This window comes from Curtobacterium sp. MCSS17_015, from assembly GCF_003234265.2.
In the GTDB taxonomy this organism is placed as follows: Bacteria; Actinomycetota; Actinomycetes; order Actinomycetales; family Microbacteriaceae; genus Curtobacterium.
This window is the reverse complement of the sequence record NZ_CP126256.1, coordinates 1,344,864-1,360,012: the sequence shown is the minus strand read 5'-3', so window position 1 is coordinate 1,360,012 and position 15,149 is coordinate 1,344,864. Positions and strand designations below refer to the sequence as shown.

At 70.3% G+C, this 15,149-nt stretch carries 14 protein-coding genes and 2 tRNA genes; 3 read left to right on the top strand and 13 right to left on the bottom strand.

The window, feature by feature from the left end; all coding sequences use genetic code 11:
• The first annotated feature begins 52 nt into the window (after positions 1-52).
• Positions 53-301 (top strand): acyl carrier protein, encoded by a 249-nt coding sequence (locus DEJ18_RS06360; protein ID WP_058741348.1) that lies wholly within the window; start codon positions 53-55, stop codon positions 299-301.
• A gap of 88 nt (positions 302-389) precedes the next feature.
• A complete protein-coding gene (locus DEJ18_RS06355; RefSeq protein ID WP_111210283.1) occupies positions 390-1,634 on the top strand; it encodes a beta-ketoacyl-[acyl-carrier-protein] synthase family protein in 1,245 nt (414 codons plus the stop codon).
• Positions 1,635-1,793: 159 nt separating this feature from the next.
• On the opposite strand, the gene DEJ18_RS06350 is transcribed toward DEJ18_RS06355, so the two are convergent.
• The 5 genes from DEJ18_RS06350 to DEJ18_RS06330 all read right to left on the bottom strand — a co-directional run bounded on the left by DEJ18_RS06350 (position 1,794) and on the right by DEJ18_RS06330 (position 6,048).
• Complete coding sequence (locus tag DEJ18_RS06350) at positions 1,794-2,294, bottom strand: DUF3145 domain-containing protein (RefSeq protein WP_502866261.1); 501 nt, start codon at positions 2,292-2,294, stop codon at positions 1,794-1,796.
• 176 nt (positions 2,295-2,470) lie between these two features.
• Positions 2,471-3,511, bottom strand: coding sequence for an AI-2E family transporter (locus DEJ18_RS06345; protein WP_258376902.1), 1,041 nt, complete (start codon positions 3,509-3,511; stop codon positions 2,471-2,473).
• A gap of 94 nt (positions 3,512-3,605) precedes the next feature.
• Positions 3,606-3,680 (bottom strand) — tRNA-Ile (locus tag DEJ18_RS06340).
• Entirely contained in the window at positions 3,671-4,903 is a 1,233-nt protein-coding gene (locus DEJ18_RS06335) for a glycosyltransferase (RefSeq protein ID WP_111080292.1), read from the bottom strand. The genes DEJ18_RS06340 and DEJ18_RS06335 overlap by 10 nt, the downstream gene beginning before the upstream one ends.
• 230 nt (positions 4,904-5,133) lie before the next feature.
• Positions 5,134-6,048: a DMT family transporter gene (locus DEJ18_RS06330; RefSeq protein ID WP_181431046.1), complete on the bottom strand. Its 915-nt coding sequence runs from the start codon at positions 6,046-6,048 to the stop codon at positions 5,134-5,136.
• Between the two features lie 39 nt (positions 6,049-6,087).
• Here DEJ18_RS06330 and def point away from each other — a divergent pair, with 39 nt between their 5' ends.
• The gene (def, locus tag DEJ18_RS06325) at positions 6,088-6,663 is read left to right on the top strand and encodes a peptide deformylase (protein ID WP_111080293.1); all 576 of its coding nucleotides are present in this window, start codon (positions 6,088-6,090) and stop codon (positions 6,661-6,663) included.
• A 38-nt stretch (positions 6,664-6,701) separates the two neighbouring features.
• Here def and DEJ18_RS06320 read toward each other — a convergent pair whose 3' ends face one another.
• The 8 genes from DEJ18_RS06320 to DEJ18_RS06285 form a co-directional block, all read right to left on the bottom strand.
• Positions 6,702-7,214: a hypothetical protein gene (locus tag DEJ18_RS06320; protein ID WP_111210285.1), complete on the bottom strand. Its 513-nt coding sequence runs from the start codon at positions 7,212-7,214 to the stop codon at positions 6,702-6,704.
• Positions 7,215-7,362: 148 nt separating this feature from the next.
• Positions 7,363-7,435 (bottom strand) — tRNA-Asn (locus tag DEJ18_RS06315).
• A 128-nt stretch (positions 7,436-7,563) separates the two neighbouring features.
• Positions 7,564-8,571, bottom strand: coding sequence for a D-isomer specific 2-hydroxyacid dehydrogenase family protein (locus DEJ18_RS06310; protein ID WP_111210286.1), 1,008 nt, complete (start codon positions 8,569-8,571; stop codon positions 7,564-7,566).
• Positions 8,568-9,443, bottom strand: a complete 876-nt coding sequence (locus tag DEJ18_RS06305) for an ATP-binding cassette domain-containing protein (protein ID WP_111210287.1) — start codon at positions 9,441-9,443, stop codon at positions 8,568-8,570. The genes DEJ18_RS06310 and DEJ18_RS06305 overlap by 4 nt, the downstream gene beginning before the upstream one ends.
• 138 nt (positions 9,444-9,581) lie before the next feature.
• Positions 9,582-11,288, bottom strand: a complete 1,707-nt coding sequence (locus DEJ18_RS06300; protein WP_111210288.1) for an ABC transporter ATP-binding protein — start codon at positions 11,286-11,288, stop codon at positions 9,582-9,584.
• Positions 11,285-12,283, bottom strand: a complete 999-nt coding sequence (locus tag DEJ18_RS06295; protein WP_111080298.1) for an ABC transporter permease — start codon at positions 12,281-12,283, stop codon at positions 11,285-11,287. The genes DEJ18_RS06300 and DEJ18_RS06295 overlap by 4 nt, the downstream gene beginning before the upstream one ends.
• 2 nt (positions 12,284-12,285) lie before the next feature.
• Positions 12,286-13,380: an ABC transporter permease gene (locus DEJ18_RS06290; RefSeq protein ID WP_111080299.1), complete on the bottom strand. Its 1,095-nt coding sequence runs from the start codon at positions 13,378-13,380 to the stop codon at positions 12,286-12,288.
• 71 nt (positions 13,381-13,451) lie between these two features.
• Positions 13,452-15,071 carry an ABC transporter substrate-binding protein gene (locus tag DEJ18_RS06285; protein ID WP_111210289.1) on the bottom strand — a complete coding sequence of 540 codons (1,620 nt, stop codon included), beginning with the start codon at positions 15,069-15,071 and terminating at the stop codon, positions 13,452-13,454.
• Positions 15,072-15,149: the final 78 nt, after the last annotated feature.

The following is a 15,149-nucleotide window of genomic DNA, read 5'->3' as shown; positions in this document are numbered from 1 at the left end:
GTGCCCTAGGCTGTCCCACGGTCAAACGACACCCCCCTCAAGGAGAACACCCATGGCCCTGTCCAACGAAGAAGTCCTCGCCGGCCTGGCCGAGCTGATCAACGACGAGACCGGTATCGCCACCGACACCGTCGCCGCTGACAAGTCGTTCACCGACGACCTCGACATCGACTCGATCTCGATGATGACCATCGTCGTGAACGCCGAAGAGAAGTTCGACGTCAAGATCCCCGACGAAGAGGTCAAGAACCTCAAGACCGTCGGCGACGCCGTCGACTTCATCGTCAAGGCCCAGGCCTGAGTCGAGCTTCCTGAGCGCCGCGGGCCGCTGACCCTCGAGTCGTGGCCCGCGGCGCTCGTCTTGTCCCTCGCAGAAAGAACCGTCGTTCATGACCAAGAGAACCGTCGTCGTCACCGGGATCGGTGCGATCAGTCCCCTCGCTGCGACCGCCAAGGAATCCTGGGCGGCACTGCTCGCCGGTGAGTCCGGCATCAGCCGCATCGAGGACCCGCGCTACGCCGAGCTCGAGCTCCCCGTCGAGTTCGCCGGCCAGGCGCGTCGCTTCGTCACCGACCAGCTCACCCGCCCGGAGTCGAAGCGTCTCGACCCCTCGTCGCAGCTGTCCCTCATCGCCGCGCGCGAAGCATGGGCGGACGCCGGCATCGACGCCGAGTCCGTCGTGCCCGAGCGCCTCGTCGTCGACTGGGCGACCGGCATCGGTGGCGTCAACACGCTGCTCGACGCGTGGGACACCCTCCGCGAGAAGGGCCCGCGTCGCGTCATGCCGATGACGGTCCCGATGCTCATGGCGAACGGCCCCGCCGCCGCCATCGAGATGGAGTTCGGCGCCCGTGGTGGCGCCCGCACCTACCTCTCCGCCTGCGCCTCCTCCACCGAGTCCCTGGCCGAGGCCTACCGTCACGTCGCCTTCGGTGACGCGGACATCGTCATCGCCGGTGGTGCCGAGGCTGCGCTGCACCCGCTGCCGCTCGCCTCGTTCGCCGCGATGCAGGCGCTGTCCCGTCGGAACGACTCCCCCGAGACGGCCTCGCGTCCGTACGACGTCACCCGTGACGGCTTCGTGCTCGCCGACGGTGCGGCCGCGCTCATCCTCGAGACGAAGGAGCACGCCGAGGCCCGGGGCGCCCACATCTACGCCGAGGTCGCCGGCTCCGGCATCACCTCCGACGCGTTCCACATCACCGCGCCGGACCCCGAGGGTTCGGCGGCTGCCCGTGCCGTCATCATGGCGCTCGAGCACGCGGACGCCAGCCGGTCCGACGTCGCGCACGTCAACGCGCACGCGACGTCGACGCCGGTCGGCGACGTCGCCGAGTACCACGCCATGCGTCGGGTCTTCGGTGACCACCTCGACCAGGTCGTCGTGTCCGCCACGAAGGCGTCCACGGGGCACCTGCTCGGTGGCGCCGGCGCGATCGAGGCGGTCTTCACCGTCCTCGCGCTCGAGAACCGCGTCGCACCGCCGACGATCAACCTCACCGAGCAGGACCCGGAGATCGTGATGGACGTCGCAACCGCGCCGCGCGACCTGCCCCAGGGCGACCTGCTCGCGGTGAGCAACTCGTTCGGCTTCGGCGGGCACAACGCGGTGGTCGCGTTCCGCTCGGTCTGATCCACGCTCGTCCAGGAGGCCCGTCCCGCGTCGCGGGGCGGGCCTCCTGTCCGTGCGGCCGCCCTGGCGGTCAGCGCTTCCCGCGGCTCCTCGTCACGCGGGCGACGGCGCCGCCTCAGCAGAGACGACGCCGTCGATCGGAGGAACCTGAGTCGGGGACTAGCCCACGCGGTGCAGCCAGACGACCGGGTTGCCCTCGGCAGCGTGCCGGAAGGGCTCGAGTTCGTCGTCCCACGCCTGGCCGAGCGCGAGTCGCAGTTCACGGTGCAGCTCGAGGGCGTTGCTGCCCGCGACCTCCATCGCGTAGCGGATCCGGTCCTCCGGCACGACCATGTTCCCGGTGACGTCGGTCTGCGCGTAGAAGACACCGAGGTCGGGCGTGTGCATCCACCGTCCACCGTCCGATTCCGCGGTGGCGTCCTCGGTGACCTCGAAGCGGAGGTGCTCCCACCCGCGCAGCGCAGAGGCGATCGCGGCGCCTGAGCCCACCGGACCGGTCCAGGTGAACTCCGTGCGGCGGGAACCGTCCAGCGCGGGCTGGTCGAGCCACGAGAAGTTGACGGCGCGACTCATCGCGCGACCTGCCGCCCATTCGACGTGCGGGCAGAGCGCGCGCGGTGAGGAGTGCACGTAGAGCACTCCTGACGTTGTCCCAGTCACGATTCCTCCGATCGTCAGGTGCGACTTCCCCATCGACCTGTACAGCGGAGGACCCGTTCGGGACCATCGGTATGCGATTGTGATGTCCCGGAGGACACGCTCATCATGCCAGGTGCCGACCGGGAACGGCAAGCACCCCGACGAACCCGGTCCGACCGGCCGCCCGCGGACTGCCGCTACGCGAGTTCCTGGCGCGGGTAGATGACCTTCTGCACGATGATGATCACCGACGCGGCGGCCGGCACCGCCACGAGTGCGCCGAGCACCCCGCCGATCGTCGCACCGGCCACGGCGGCGATGACCACGAGGGCTCCCGGGACCTGGACGGCACGGGACATGATGCGCGGCGAGATGATGTACGCCTCGACCTGCATGTACACGAGGTAGTAGATCGCCGCCGCCAGCGCCGTCGCGGGCGAGGCGAACAGGCAGAGCAGTGAGATGAGCACCGCGGCACCGATCGTCCCGACGAGCGGGATGAGCGACCCGAGGAACGCGAAGGTCGCGAGCAGCACGGGCAGCGGGGCGCCGATGATGAGCAGCCAGATGATGCTCAGCACGCCGTTGATGCCCGCCTGGGTGATCTGCCCGACGACGTAACGGCCGACCGAGGACGTGACCTCCTCGCTCACGGCGACGAAGTTCTCGCGACGGGACGCCGGCACGAAGCGGTACGCCATCGTCTTAAGTCCGCGCATGGACGCCAGGAAGTACAGCATCAGGATGATCACGATGAGCGCGCCGGTCAGCCCGGAGAGGATGCCGCTGCCGACGGCCAGGATCCCGCCGCCGAGCGAGAGCAGGTTGCCCGGGTTCTCGACGAAGGTCTGCACCGACTCGAGGGCGTGGTCGATGTCGAACGACCCGTCGAACTGGCGCGACAGGTCCTGCACCCAACCCTGTTGCGAGATGTCCGCGACGATCTCGGGGAAGTTCTGCACGAGGTTCGTGGCCTGCTCGACCAGGAGGGGCACGATCGCGAAGACGACCCCGACGAAGGCGCCCAGCACCGCGACCACCACGATCGTGATCGCCGACCACCGCGGGATGTAGCGCTCGAGCAGCGTGACGAGCGGGTCGAGACCGAGAGCGATGAACAGCGCGACACCGATGTAGACGAGGACGGTGCTCAGCTGGTGGATGAGGGTGCCGGCCAACAGGGCGACGAGCACGCCGATCGCGCCCATGAACCCGATGCGGAAGGCGTTGACGCGCACGCCCGTACCGGCCCGGCTCACCTCGAACACCACGTTCGGGGTGGGCGCGTGACTCGTGTCTTCGGGTGGGCGCTTCTTGGACGGCAGGTGCACGTAGGGCGGGCGGGACTTGAACCCGCGAATCGTTCGGTTATGAGCCGACTGCCTTGACCAGCTTGGCTACCGCCCCTCGGGGCCAGCGGCCACCGGCTCCCCACGATACAGCGCCTCGAACGTCGAGAGCGTGCGGTTGATGTCGTGTGCCTCGATCATCGTCAGGCTGCGCTCCCGCATCCGTGCGTACTCGTCGTCCGGAGCGGTGAGCACCGAGGTGAGCTTCGCCGCGAGGTCGTGCTCGTCACCGGGCGCGAAGAGGGCGCCGTTGCCGTCGACCAGGTGCGGGAGCGCCATGGCGTCCGCCGCCACGACGGGCAGCCCGGAGGCCATCGCCTCGAGCGACGAGATGCTCTGCAGCTCGGCGGTCGACGGCATCACGAACACGGTCCCGTTCGTCAGCGTGCGGAGCTTGACCTCGTCCGGGACGAACCCGAGGAAGCGGACGCGGTCCTCGACACCGAGCTCCTGCGCGAGCGCCGTGAGCTTCGGGATCATGTCGCCGTCACCGACGACCGTGAAGTGCGCGTCGAGCGAGGCGGGCAGGAGCGGGAGCGCCCGGATGACGACGTCGAGGTTCTTCTCCGGTGCCACGCGTCCGACGAAGACGATGTCGTTGCCCGCCGGCCGGCCCGTCGCCGGGGTGTAGCGGGTGGCGTCGATCCCGCACGAGATCGCGAGGACCGGCTGACCGGCGATCGCATCGCGCAGGTAGTCGGCCGCGAGCTCGGTCGGCGTGGTGATCGCCTCGGCCAGCCGGTACGTCTTCGCAGCGTCCGCCCACGCGACCTTGAGGGCGATCGGCGTCGTGCGCTTGCCGAACGGCGTGTACTCGAGCAGGTTCTCGGGCATGAAGTGGTTCGTGCCGATGATCCGGATGCCCCGGTCGTGCGCCTCGCGGGCGACGCCGCGACCGACCACGATGTGGGACTGGATGTGCACGACGTCGGGCTGCAGGGCGTCGATGACCGGAGCGGTGTGCTTGCGGACCGTCCAGGGCCAGGCGAAGCGGTACCAGGCGTGGGCGGGCCACCGGTACGACGCGAGGCGGTGGACGGTCAGGGTGACGCCGCGGTGCTCCTCGTCGAAGGAGCCGTGGTGCGTGCGGTTCCAGGACGGCGCGATGACGTGCACCTCGTGCCCGCGCTCGGCCAGCCCGACGGCGAGCTCTTCGGTGAAGGTCGCCGCGCCGTTCACGTCGGGGGCGAACGTGTCGGCGGCGATGAGGACCCGCAGCGGCCGTCGCCCCCCGGTGGCGGCCGTGGTGTCGGTCGTCTCGGTCGTGGCGTCTGCTGACACGGCGGGGGTCGTCCTCTCGTCGCGATCACCGGCGTACGTCGTCGCAGCACGCCGGACTGGTCGGTTCGGAACGCTACCGCACCCCTCTGGCCGCCCGCCTCCGCCGCGCGGCTGACCTGCGTCATCCCGTGGTACCGCCCGGTGGGGACCAGGACGTGCAGCGGGTCGGCGTGCGCCACGTCGCGGACGCGGGTCCGGAGACGGACGGGAGGCATGCCTCCCGGCTGTCGCTACCGGCGCGTGTCGGGGTGGTGCTTCGCGAGCAGGAACACCCCGGTGATCGCGATGGCGCCGGCGACGAGGAAACCGATCCCGGCCCCGACGGGTGCGCCCGCCGCCTCGTCGAGGACGATCACGCCGATGCCGACGGCGACGATCGGGTCGACCACGGTGAGTCCGGCGATCACCAGGTCGGCGGACCCGCTCGAGTAGGCGTTCTGCACGAAGTACGCACCGACGGCCGAGGCCACCACGACGCCCACGATCGCGAACACCGTCACCCAGTCGAAGCTGCCGTTCACGAGGCGGTTCAGGGTCACCTTGGCGAGGGTCGCCACGAAGCCGTAGAGGACACCGGCACCGATGATGTAGTAGAGCGCATTCCGTCGCTTGGCGACGAGACGGAACGAGACGACGACGAGCACGAGGACGACCGCGAGGACCACGAGGACGGTGATGAGCTGCCCGCGTCCGATCGGACTCTCACGGCCGTACAGGGCGGCGATGAGCACGAACAGGCCGACGCCGCCGATGCAGGTCCAGACCGCCCGCCGTGCCTGGGTGCCGAGCGGGACGCCGGAGCTCCGGGAGGAGAACCAGGTCGTGACGACGAGGGCGACGGCTCCGAGCGGTTGCACGACGATGAGTGGCGCGTAGGTGATGCTGACGAGCTGGAGCACGATGGCGGCTCCGAGCATGAGCGTGCCGAGCACCCAGTTGCCGCTGCCGAGCAACGCCAGGACGTGCCGGACGGACAGGCCCTTCGACTGCTGCCCGAGCCGGGCCTCCACCCGCTGGACCCCGCGGCTCTGGAACTGCGCACCGAGGGACAGGAACACCGCTCCGATCAGTGCGACGGGGATCATCAGGGCCTGGAACGGGGTCAGGTTCTGCACCACGTCGGGGATCGGCAGGTCCGGTGTCACGCGTCGAGGCTATCCGACGGGCGCAGATAACCTGGTTGCATGGCCGTCCTCCCGATCCGGATCACCGGTGAACCCGTCCTGCACACCCCCGCGACCGAGGTGACCGTCTTCGACGACGCCCTCCGCGCGCTCGTCGCCGACATGTTCGAGACGATGGACCTGGCGCCGGGCGTCGGGCTCGCCGGTCCGCAGGTCGGCGTCGACAAGCGCCTGTTCGTCTACTCGTGGACGGACGACGAGGACGTGCTCTGGCGGGGCGTCGCGGTCAACCCGGTGCTCTGGACCACTCCCCCGGTGCCGGAGTCGGTCGAGGAGCTCGACGAGGACGAGGAGTCCGAGGGCTGCCTGTCCATCCCCGGTGAGCGCTTCCCGCTCCGTCGCGCCGAGGGAGCCCTCCTCCGCGCGGTGGACGAGCACGGTGCGCCGTTCGAGATCGAGGCGCACGGCTGGCTCGCCCGGGTGTTCCAGCATGAGTACGACCACCTGGACGGCCTGCTGTACGCGGACCGTCTCGTCCACCCGTACGCGAAGCAGGCGCAGAAGGCCGTGCGGAAGAACAGCTGGGGCGGCCCGGGCAGGTCGTGGTTGCCGGGGCGGGACCACCCCGAGGGCTGAGCGCTCCGACCGCGCCGGTTGCGGCTCGGTTCCGCGCCTCAGCGCTGGTACGCCGCCAGGGCCCGGCGGAGCCGTTCGATCTCCGGGTGCCCCGGGCAGTACCGTTCCAGCCCCGATGCCAGGTGCGCCTGCGACGGGTTCGTCACCGCACTCGTCCACGGGGCGGTACCGCTGACGGCGCATCCGGCGGCGAGCTGCTCGAGGGTCACGTCACCGGCGGCGGCGTCCAGGGCGGAGCGCTGCTGCTCCGACGGTTCGGTGCCGGTGATCGGGGCCGCCGTGCACGAGGTCCGGCCGTCCTCCCACACCGCCGCGGCCGTCGTGTAGGTCTCCTGCTCGGCGCCGTCGCCGGTGTCGCAGGTGAAGGCGAAGACGATCGGCGACGACCCGGTCGGGCCGGACGGATCGGCAGCGGATGACGAGATGGGGCCCTCCGCATCAGCCAGGCCGGCCCGGTCGTCCGTCGACGAGCACCCGGTCAGGGCCGCGACGACGAACCCGGCCGACAGCACGGCGACGAGGGTCGCGGAGCGGCGGGGAGGACGGGGCACCTGTGGACGTTAACAGCATCGGGCGCGGTGACGGCTGAGCACGCGCACCACGACGCCCGAGAACCGCACCGACCACCTGCGACAGTGCGACAGTGGGGACGGCCGGAGAACGCAAGAGGCCCCCACCCCGAAGGGTGAGGGCCTGTCGCTCCCCGAGTTGGACTCGAACCAACAACCTGCCGGTTAACAGCCGGCTGCTCTGCCAATTGAGCTATCGAGGATCACTGCCGGTTCCGCTGGAAGGCGGTTGAACAGCGGGTAACAGCATAGCAGCAAACGTCCAGCGTCCCGCGCATCGGTTGCGCATCCCGGGCGCGCCGTGGCGGAAGCCCTGGTCAGCCGCGGTGCGTCAGTACCCTGCGGCCGGGTCGACCACGCCGATGAAACCGGTGCCGTCGCCACGGAGGAAGGCCGCGACGTTCGCCCCGACCCGCTCGGCCAGCAGCGGCGCCACCATCTCCGGGGTGTCCGCCTGGTGCGGGGTGATGAGCGCGCCGGGCTCGTCCCACAGCGGGTGACCGTCGGGCAGCGGCTCGGGATCGGTCACGTCGAGTCCCGCGGCGGCGATGCTCCCGGAGCGCAGGGCGTCGACGAGCGCGTCCGTGTCGACGAGCCCGCCGCGGGCGATGTTCACCAGCCGGGCGTGCTCCGGCATGATCGCGAACTGGTGCGCACCGAGCAGCCCCGACGTCCCCGAGGTCATGGCCGCGGCGACCACGACGACGTCGGCGCCGGGCAGCACCTCGTCGAGCTGGTCCGTCGTCACGGTGCGTTCGGCCCCGGGCACGGCCTCGGCGGACCGCCGGACGACGGTCACGCGGACGTCGAAGGGCGCCACGAGGCGCAGGTACTCGAGCGCGATGCCGCCCGCACCGATGAGGACGATCGAGCGGCCGTAGAGCGACACGCCCTCGGGCTCGCGACCCCATGACGTCGTGCGTGCGCGCTTCTGCAGCACGCGCAGGGTGGCGAGCGTCAGCGCGAGGGCGTGCTCGGCGACCGGCTCGGCGTAGGCGCCCTTGGCGGAGGTGAACAGGACACGGTCCCCGTGCTCGGCGATGAGGTGCGCGAACGCGTCCACTCCGGCGAACGGCAGCTGCACCCAGGACACGTCCGGGGCCGTCGTCAGCGCACGCTGCAACCCGTCGGGGTCGCTCGCATCGAGCCAGACGATCCCCCGCGTGTCACCGCCGAGGTCGGCGAGGGTGCCGCCGGCCTGCCGGACCGCGTCCTCGTGCAGGTCGGTGGGTGTCGGCAGGATCGTGATGGCCCCCGGTGCGGGCGTGCCGACGGGGAGCGGACGGCCCTCGTCGGTGACGACGGCCCGGTGGCCTCGTGACTGGTGCTGCTCGCTCATGCCTGGCGGACCCCTCCTCGGCCGGCGGTGGCCGGCTTGCGCTTCACCGGACGCGACGCGGTCGCCGCGAGCGTCCGGACGTACGGGTCGAGCGGGTTGTCGAGGACCTCGTCGAAGGTCCCGAGCCCGACCAGCCGACCCTCGTTCATGATCGCCACACGGTCGGCGAGGGCCCGGGCCTCGCGGAGGTCACTCGACACCACGATCGCCGAGAACCGTCGCTTCCGCTGCAGTCCGACCAGGGCCTCGAGCACGGACTGGCGGACGAGCACGTCGACACCCCGCGCCGGTTCGTCGGCGACGAGCAGCTGCGGCTCGAGCACGAGCGCCCGAGCCAGTGCGACGCGCTGCCGTTGTCCGCTCGAGAGCTCCCACGTGTTGAGCCGGAGGACCCCGAGCGGCAGGTGCACGGCGTCGACGAGGCGCGCGACGATGAGGCCGGCTTCCTTCCGGTCGAACCGGCGGTCCCGCGCGTAGATGGGTTCGGCGATCGCCTCGCCGACGAGCAGGTCGGGACGGAGCCGGTCGGCGCCGTCCTGCGGCAGGTACCCGATCCGACCGGTCAACCGCGAGTACCGCCGCGACGACTGCCGGATCCGGCGGGTCTGCTGCCCGAGGACGGTGAGCTCCCCGCCGATGATGCGACGACGGTGGGCCCCCTCGCCCTCACCGTGGGTCCCGAGCTGCCCGGCGACCGCCGCGGCGAAGGTCGACTTGCCGGATCCGGAGGCCCCGAGCACCGCGAGGACCTCGCCCCACCCGAGTGACAGGCTCACGCCGTCGACGGCACGGATGGGGCTGGTGACCGCACCGCCCCGGTACTCGATGCTGACGTCGTCCGCGACGACGGCCGGCTCGTTCTCCCCGGTCATGCAACCCCTTCTCGTGCCACGCGCGCCCTGCGGCGGCACCATGTCGCAAGGCCCGGCCGCCCCGCCGACGCGACGGTCGTCGCGGACGGGGGCCGGGCCTCCTGGCTGGTCGTGCTGCCGTCGGTCGTGACCGAGCGGTCAGGCGCCGGCCTGCTCCAGTCGCTCCAGCGTACGCCGTCGCTCGGCCTGCTCCTCCGGGTCCGGCACCGGCAACGACGCGAGCAGCCGCTGCGTGTACGGGTGCTGCGGGGCGCCGAGGACCTGCGCGGTCGTGCCGGTCTCGACCAGGTCGCCGCGGTACAGCACCGCGATCCGGTCGGAGAGCGCCCCGACGACGGCCAGGTCGTGGCTGATGAACAGCGACGCGAACCCGAAGTCCTGCTGCAACTCGAGGAACAGCTCGAGCACGCGTGCCTGCACCGACACGTCGAGCGCACTGGTCGGCTCGTCGGCGATGAGCAGCTTCGGCCGGAGCGCCAGCGACCGTGCGAGCGAGGCGCGCTGTCGCTGTCCGCCCGAGAGCTCGTGCGGGTACCGGTCGCCGTACGCGGCGGGCAGCTGCACGGCCTCCATGAGCTCGTCCACCTGCTTCCGGGCCGCGCGCGGTGACGCGGCCACGCCGTGCACGACGAGCGGCTCGGCGACGGCCTCGGCGATCGTCAGCAGCGGGTTGAACGACGTCGCGGGGTCCTGGAAGACGAACCCGATGTCCTTGCGCAGCCGCTTGAAGTCGCGCTCCTTGTACCCGAGCATCTCGGTGCCGAGGACGTTGAGCGAGCCGCCGGTGATCTTCGTGAGGCCGGCGATGGCCCGACCGATGGTGGTCTTGCCCGATCCGGACTCGCCCACGAGCCCGAGGACCTCGCCGGGACGGATCGCCAGGTCCACGCCCTTCACCGCGCGGAACGCCGCCGATCCGAGCCGGCCCGGGTAGACGATCTCGAGGCCCTTCGCCGACACGACGGGTTCGACGTCCTCGGTGACGGCGGCACGGCGGGCATCACCCGTCGACGCCTCGAGGCGGGGCACCGCGGCGAGCAGCCGCTTCGTGTAGTCGGCCTGCGGCGCAGCGAAGAGCTGGTGCACCGGGGCCTCCTCGACGATCTCGCCCTGGTACATCACGGCGACCCGGTCGGCCAGGTCGGCGACGACACCCATGTTGTGCGTGATGACGACGATCGCGGCACCGAACTCGTCGCGGCACCGGCGGAGCAGGTCGAGGATCTCGGCCTGCACCGTGACGTCGAGCGCGGTGGTCGGCTCGTCGGCGATGATCACCGACGGTTCGAGGGCGAGCGCCGACGCGATGACGACACGCTGCTTCTGCCCGCCCGAGAACTGGTGCGGGTAGTGGTCGACGCGCGTCTCCGGGTCGGGGATGCCGACGCGGCCGAGGTAGTCGATCGCCTTCGCCCGCGCCTCCTTCTTCGACATGCCGCCGTGCGCTCGGAGGCCCTCGGCGATCTGCCACCCGACCGTGAAGACGGGGTTGAGCGCGGTCGAGGGCTCCTGGAACACCATCGCGCCCGCCGTGCCGCGCAGGTCGCGCAGCTTCTGGGCGCCGACCGACACGACGTCGGTGCCGTCGAGCAGCACCGCGCCGCCGAGCGTGGCGGTCTCCGGCATGAGCCGGAGCATGCTCCGCGCGGTCACCGACTTGCCGGAGCCGGACTCGCCGACCAGGGCCAGGACCTCGCCCGGCCGGACGTCGAGGCTGACGCCCTTCACCGCGTCGACGGCGCCGCCGTCCGTCGCGAAGGTGACGGTGAGGTCGTCGACGACGACCACCGGGTCGGCTGCGGTTCGGCCCGAGCCGGACCGGAGGCCCGTGGGGATGCCCGTCATGCGCCCGTTCCTTCCGTCGTGGCCGCCGCGCGCCGCGTGGAGACCAGCTGCTTGAGCCGACGACGCGCACGCAGACGCGGGTCGGAGATGTCGTTGAGGCTCTCCCCGATGAAGGTCACGCCGAGCACGAGCACGACGATCGCGACGCCCGGGTAGACGCCCGTCCACCAGACACCGCTCGCGACGTCGGAGAGCGCCCGGCTGAGGTCGTATCCCCACTCGGCGCCCTGCGTCGGACCGATGCCGAACCCGAGGAAGCCGAGGCCGGCCAGGGTGAGCACCGCGTCACTCGCGTTGAGCGTGAGGATGAGCGGCAGCGACCGGGTGGAGTTCCGGAGCACGTGGCGTGTCATGATCCGCCACGGGTTCGTGCCGATCACGCGCGCGGACTCCACGAACGCGTCGTTCTTGAGCCGCACGGCCTCGGCGCGCACCACGCGGAAGTACTGCGGGATGTACACGACCGTGATCGAGATCGCCGCCGCCGTGATGCCGCCGAAGTAACTCGAGTTGCCGCCGGACACCACGATCGAGACGACGATCGCGAGCAGCAGCGACGGGAACGCGTAGATCGCGTCGGCGACGACCACGAGGATCCGGTCGAGCCAGCCGCCGATGTAGCCGGAGACCATGCCGAGCAGGACGCCGATCGCGATCGACACGATGACGGCGACGATGACGACGAGGACCGCGGTCCGGGCCCCGAAGACGACACGACTGAAGACGTCGAGGCCACCAACGGTCGTGCCCCAGATGTGCTCGGCGCTCGGTTCAGCGGTGCGCGGGAAGTTGACGCCGTCGGCGCCCTGCTGCTGCCCGAAGCCGTACGGTGCCAGGAGCGGGGCGAACAGCGCGACGAGCAGGTACACCGCACAGATGACGACGCCGACGATGAGCATGGCACGCTGCCAACCCGTGCTGCGACGGAGCTGGACCACGACGGGGAGCCGCTTCCACAGCGGCTCGTGGCGGTCGACGAGTGTGATGTCGGACATCGTCAGAACCTCACTCTCGGGTCGATGAGCGCTGCGACGACGTCGACGACGAAGTTGGTGACGGCGACGATCACCGCCAGCATCGCGACGATGCCCTGGACCGCGATGAAGTCACGGGCGGACAGGTACTGGTTGAGTTCGAAGCCGAGCCCGCGCCACCCGAAGGTGGTCTCGGTGAGCACCGAGCCGCCGAGCAACATGGCGATCTGCAACCCCATGACGGTGATGATCGGCACGAGGGCCGGGCGGAACGCGTGCGTGCGGACGAGCCGCGACTCGCGGACACCCCGGGAGCGGGCCGCGTCGACGTACTCCGAGCCGAGCGAACCGATCATGTTCGCGCGGACCAGGCGGAGGAAGATGCCCGCGGTGAGGAGACCCAGGGTGAGCGCCGGCAGCACGGCGTGCTGGAGCACGTCGCTGATGATCTGCCCGTTGCCCGTCCGGATCGCGTCGATGATGTAGATGCCCGTGGGGTTCTCGATGCGGTCGAGCACCAGCTGCGCCCGGGTCGACGCACGGTCGCCGAGGGGCAGCCAGCCCAGCCAGACCGAGAAGACGAGCTTGAGCAGCAGGCCACCGAAGAAGACCGGGGTCGCGTAGGTCAGGATCGCCAGCGCGCGGAGCAGCACGTCGGGCCACTTGTCGCGCAGGTAGGCGGCGAGCATGCCGAGCGGGATGCCGAGCACGAGGGCGACGATGAGCGCGTAGAACACAAGCTCCGCGGTCGCGCCGCCGTACTGCAGGATGATCTCGGTCACCGGCCGGTTGTCGGTGGCCGTCGTGCCGAAGTCACCGCGGACGATCTGGCCGAGGTACTCGAGGTACTGGACGATGACCGGGCGGTCGTAGCCGGCGTCGTGCAGGCGTTCCTGCAGCTGGCTCGGGGTGAGCCGTCCGCCGACCGAGGCGGTGATCGGGTTCCCGACGACGCGCATCAGGAAGAAGACGAGCGTCACCAGGATGAAGACCGTCGGGAAGATGAGGAGGAAGCGGACGAGGACGTACCGACCGAGTCCGCCGCCGCCACTGGCACGTCGCTGTGCCTGTGGCTTCGTGGGCTCCGTGTCGATCGCCTCGGGGTTCGTGAGGGTCACGGGGTGGGTGCCTTTCGCATGACGCCGAGAGGGGGCGCTCCTCGTGGGAGCGCCCCCGGTCGTGCATCGGGTTACTTGGTGATCGTCCCGTAGCGGAACTTGAACGACGCGTCGAGGGTGACACCCTTGACGTCCTTGCCTGCGACGGCCACCGACTTGCCCTGGAGGAGCGGCAGGGTCGAGATCTGCTCGGCCTCACGCTCCTGGGCCTGCTCGATGATCTCGGCGCGCTTGGCCGGGTCCGACTCCTGCTGCTCGTCGGCGATCAGACCCTGGATGGTCGGGTCGTCGTAGTGGTTCTGCACGAAATTGTCCTTCGTGAAGAACGGCGAGAGGTAGTTGTCGGCGTCCGAGAAGTCCGGGAACCAGCCGAGCTGGTACAGCGGGTAGGCGTCCTTCGTGCGCTCGACCGCGTAGGTCGTGTACACCGTCGACTGGATGTTGACGGTGAACAGGCCCGAGTCCTCGAGCTGGGTCTTCAGCGTGGCGTACTCGTCGTCCGAGGCCGAACCGTAGTGGTCCGGCGAGTACTGGATGTCGAGCTCGACCTTGCCGGTGACACCCGCGTCGGCGAGGGTCTTCTTCGCCTTGTCGACGTCCGGGGCACCGTTGCCGTCGCCGTAGAGCGACTTGAACGGCGTCGCGGCACCGGTCAGGCCGTCCGGCACCATCGAGTAGACGGGCGTGTAGGTGTTGTCGTAGACCTCCTCCGCGAGCTCGTCACGGTCGACGACGTCCGCCACGGCCTGACGCACGGCGAGGGCCTTGGCCTCGTCGGCGCCGTCCTGGTCGGTGCCGAACGGCTGCGTCGCGAAGTTGAAGACGACGTAGCGGATCTCACCGCCGGGGCCGTCGATGACCTGCAGGTCCTCGTCCTTGCGGAGCGAGGAGATGTCGGTCGGGGTCAGCGAGCGGTACGCCACGTCGACGTCGCCCTGCTGCACCGCGAGCTTGAGGTCCGTCTCCTTGGTGAAGTACTGGGCGGTGACGTCCTTCGTCTTCGCCTTGTCGAGCACGCCGTCGTACTTCTCGTTCGCCTCGTAGGCGATGAGGTCGTTCTCCTTGTAGGAGGTGATCTTGTACTGGCCGGCGAAGGCGTTGCCCTTGACGATGTCGTCCGCGCTCGTCAGCTCGGTCGCCGAGAAGACGTCCTCGTCGACGATCGGGCCGGCGGGGCTCGAGAGCACCTGGGGCCAGGTCTGGTCGGCGTGGTCGAGGTTGAACACGACGGTGGTGTCGTCCGGCGTGTCGATGCTCTTGAGGTTCGCGAGCAGCGACCAGGGGCCGTTGTCGTTCTTGATCTTCAGGTCGCGGTCGAACGAGAACTTGACGTCGCTCGACGTGAGCGGGTTGCCGTTGGCGAACTCGAGGCCCTCCTTCAGGGTGACCTCGTACGTCGTCGGGTCGGTGAACTCGCCCTTGGTGGCGATGTCCGGCTCGACGTCCGGGCTGCCGGTCGGCGTGTTCATGAGGAACGGGAAGACCTGGTTCTGCACGGCGAACGAGCCGTTGTCGTACGAGCCGGCCGGGTCGAGCGACGTGATCTTGTCGGTCGTGCCGATGATCAGGCCGTTCAGGTCGCCGGAGCCGCCGCTGGTGCCGCCTGCGCAGCCGGTGAGCACGAGCGCGGTCGCCGCTGCTCCGGCGCCGAGCGCCAGGGTGCGCTTGCCCCATGTGGAAACGGATGCCATGTCCGATTGCCTCTCTGATGTGGTTGCAAGAGTCCCGGGACCGAGGTGGAACGGGCTGTGACCGGTCGCGGGGACGTT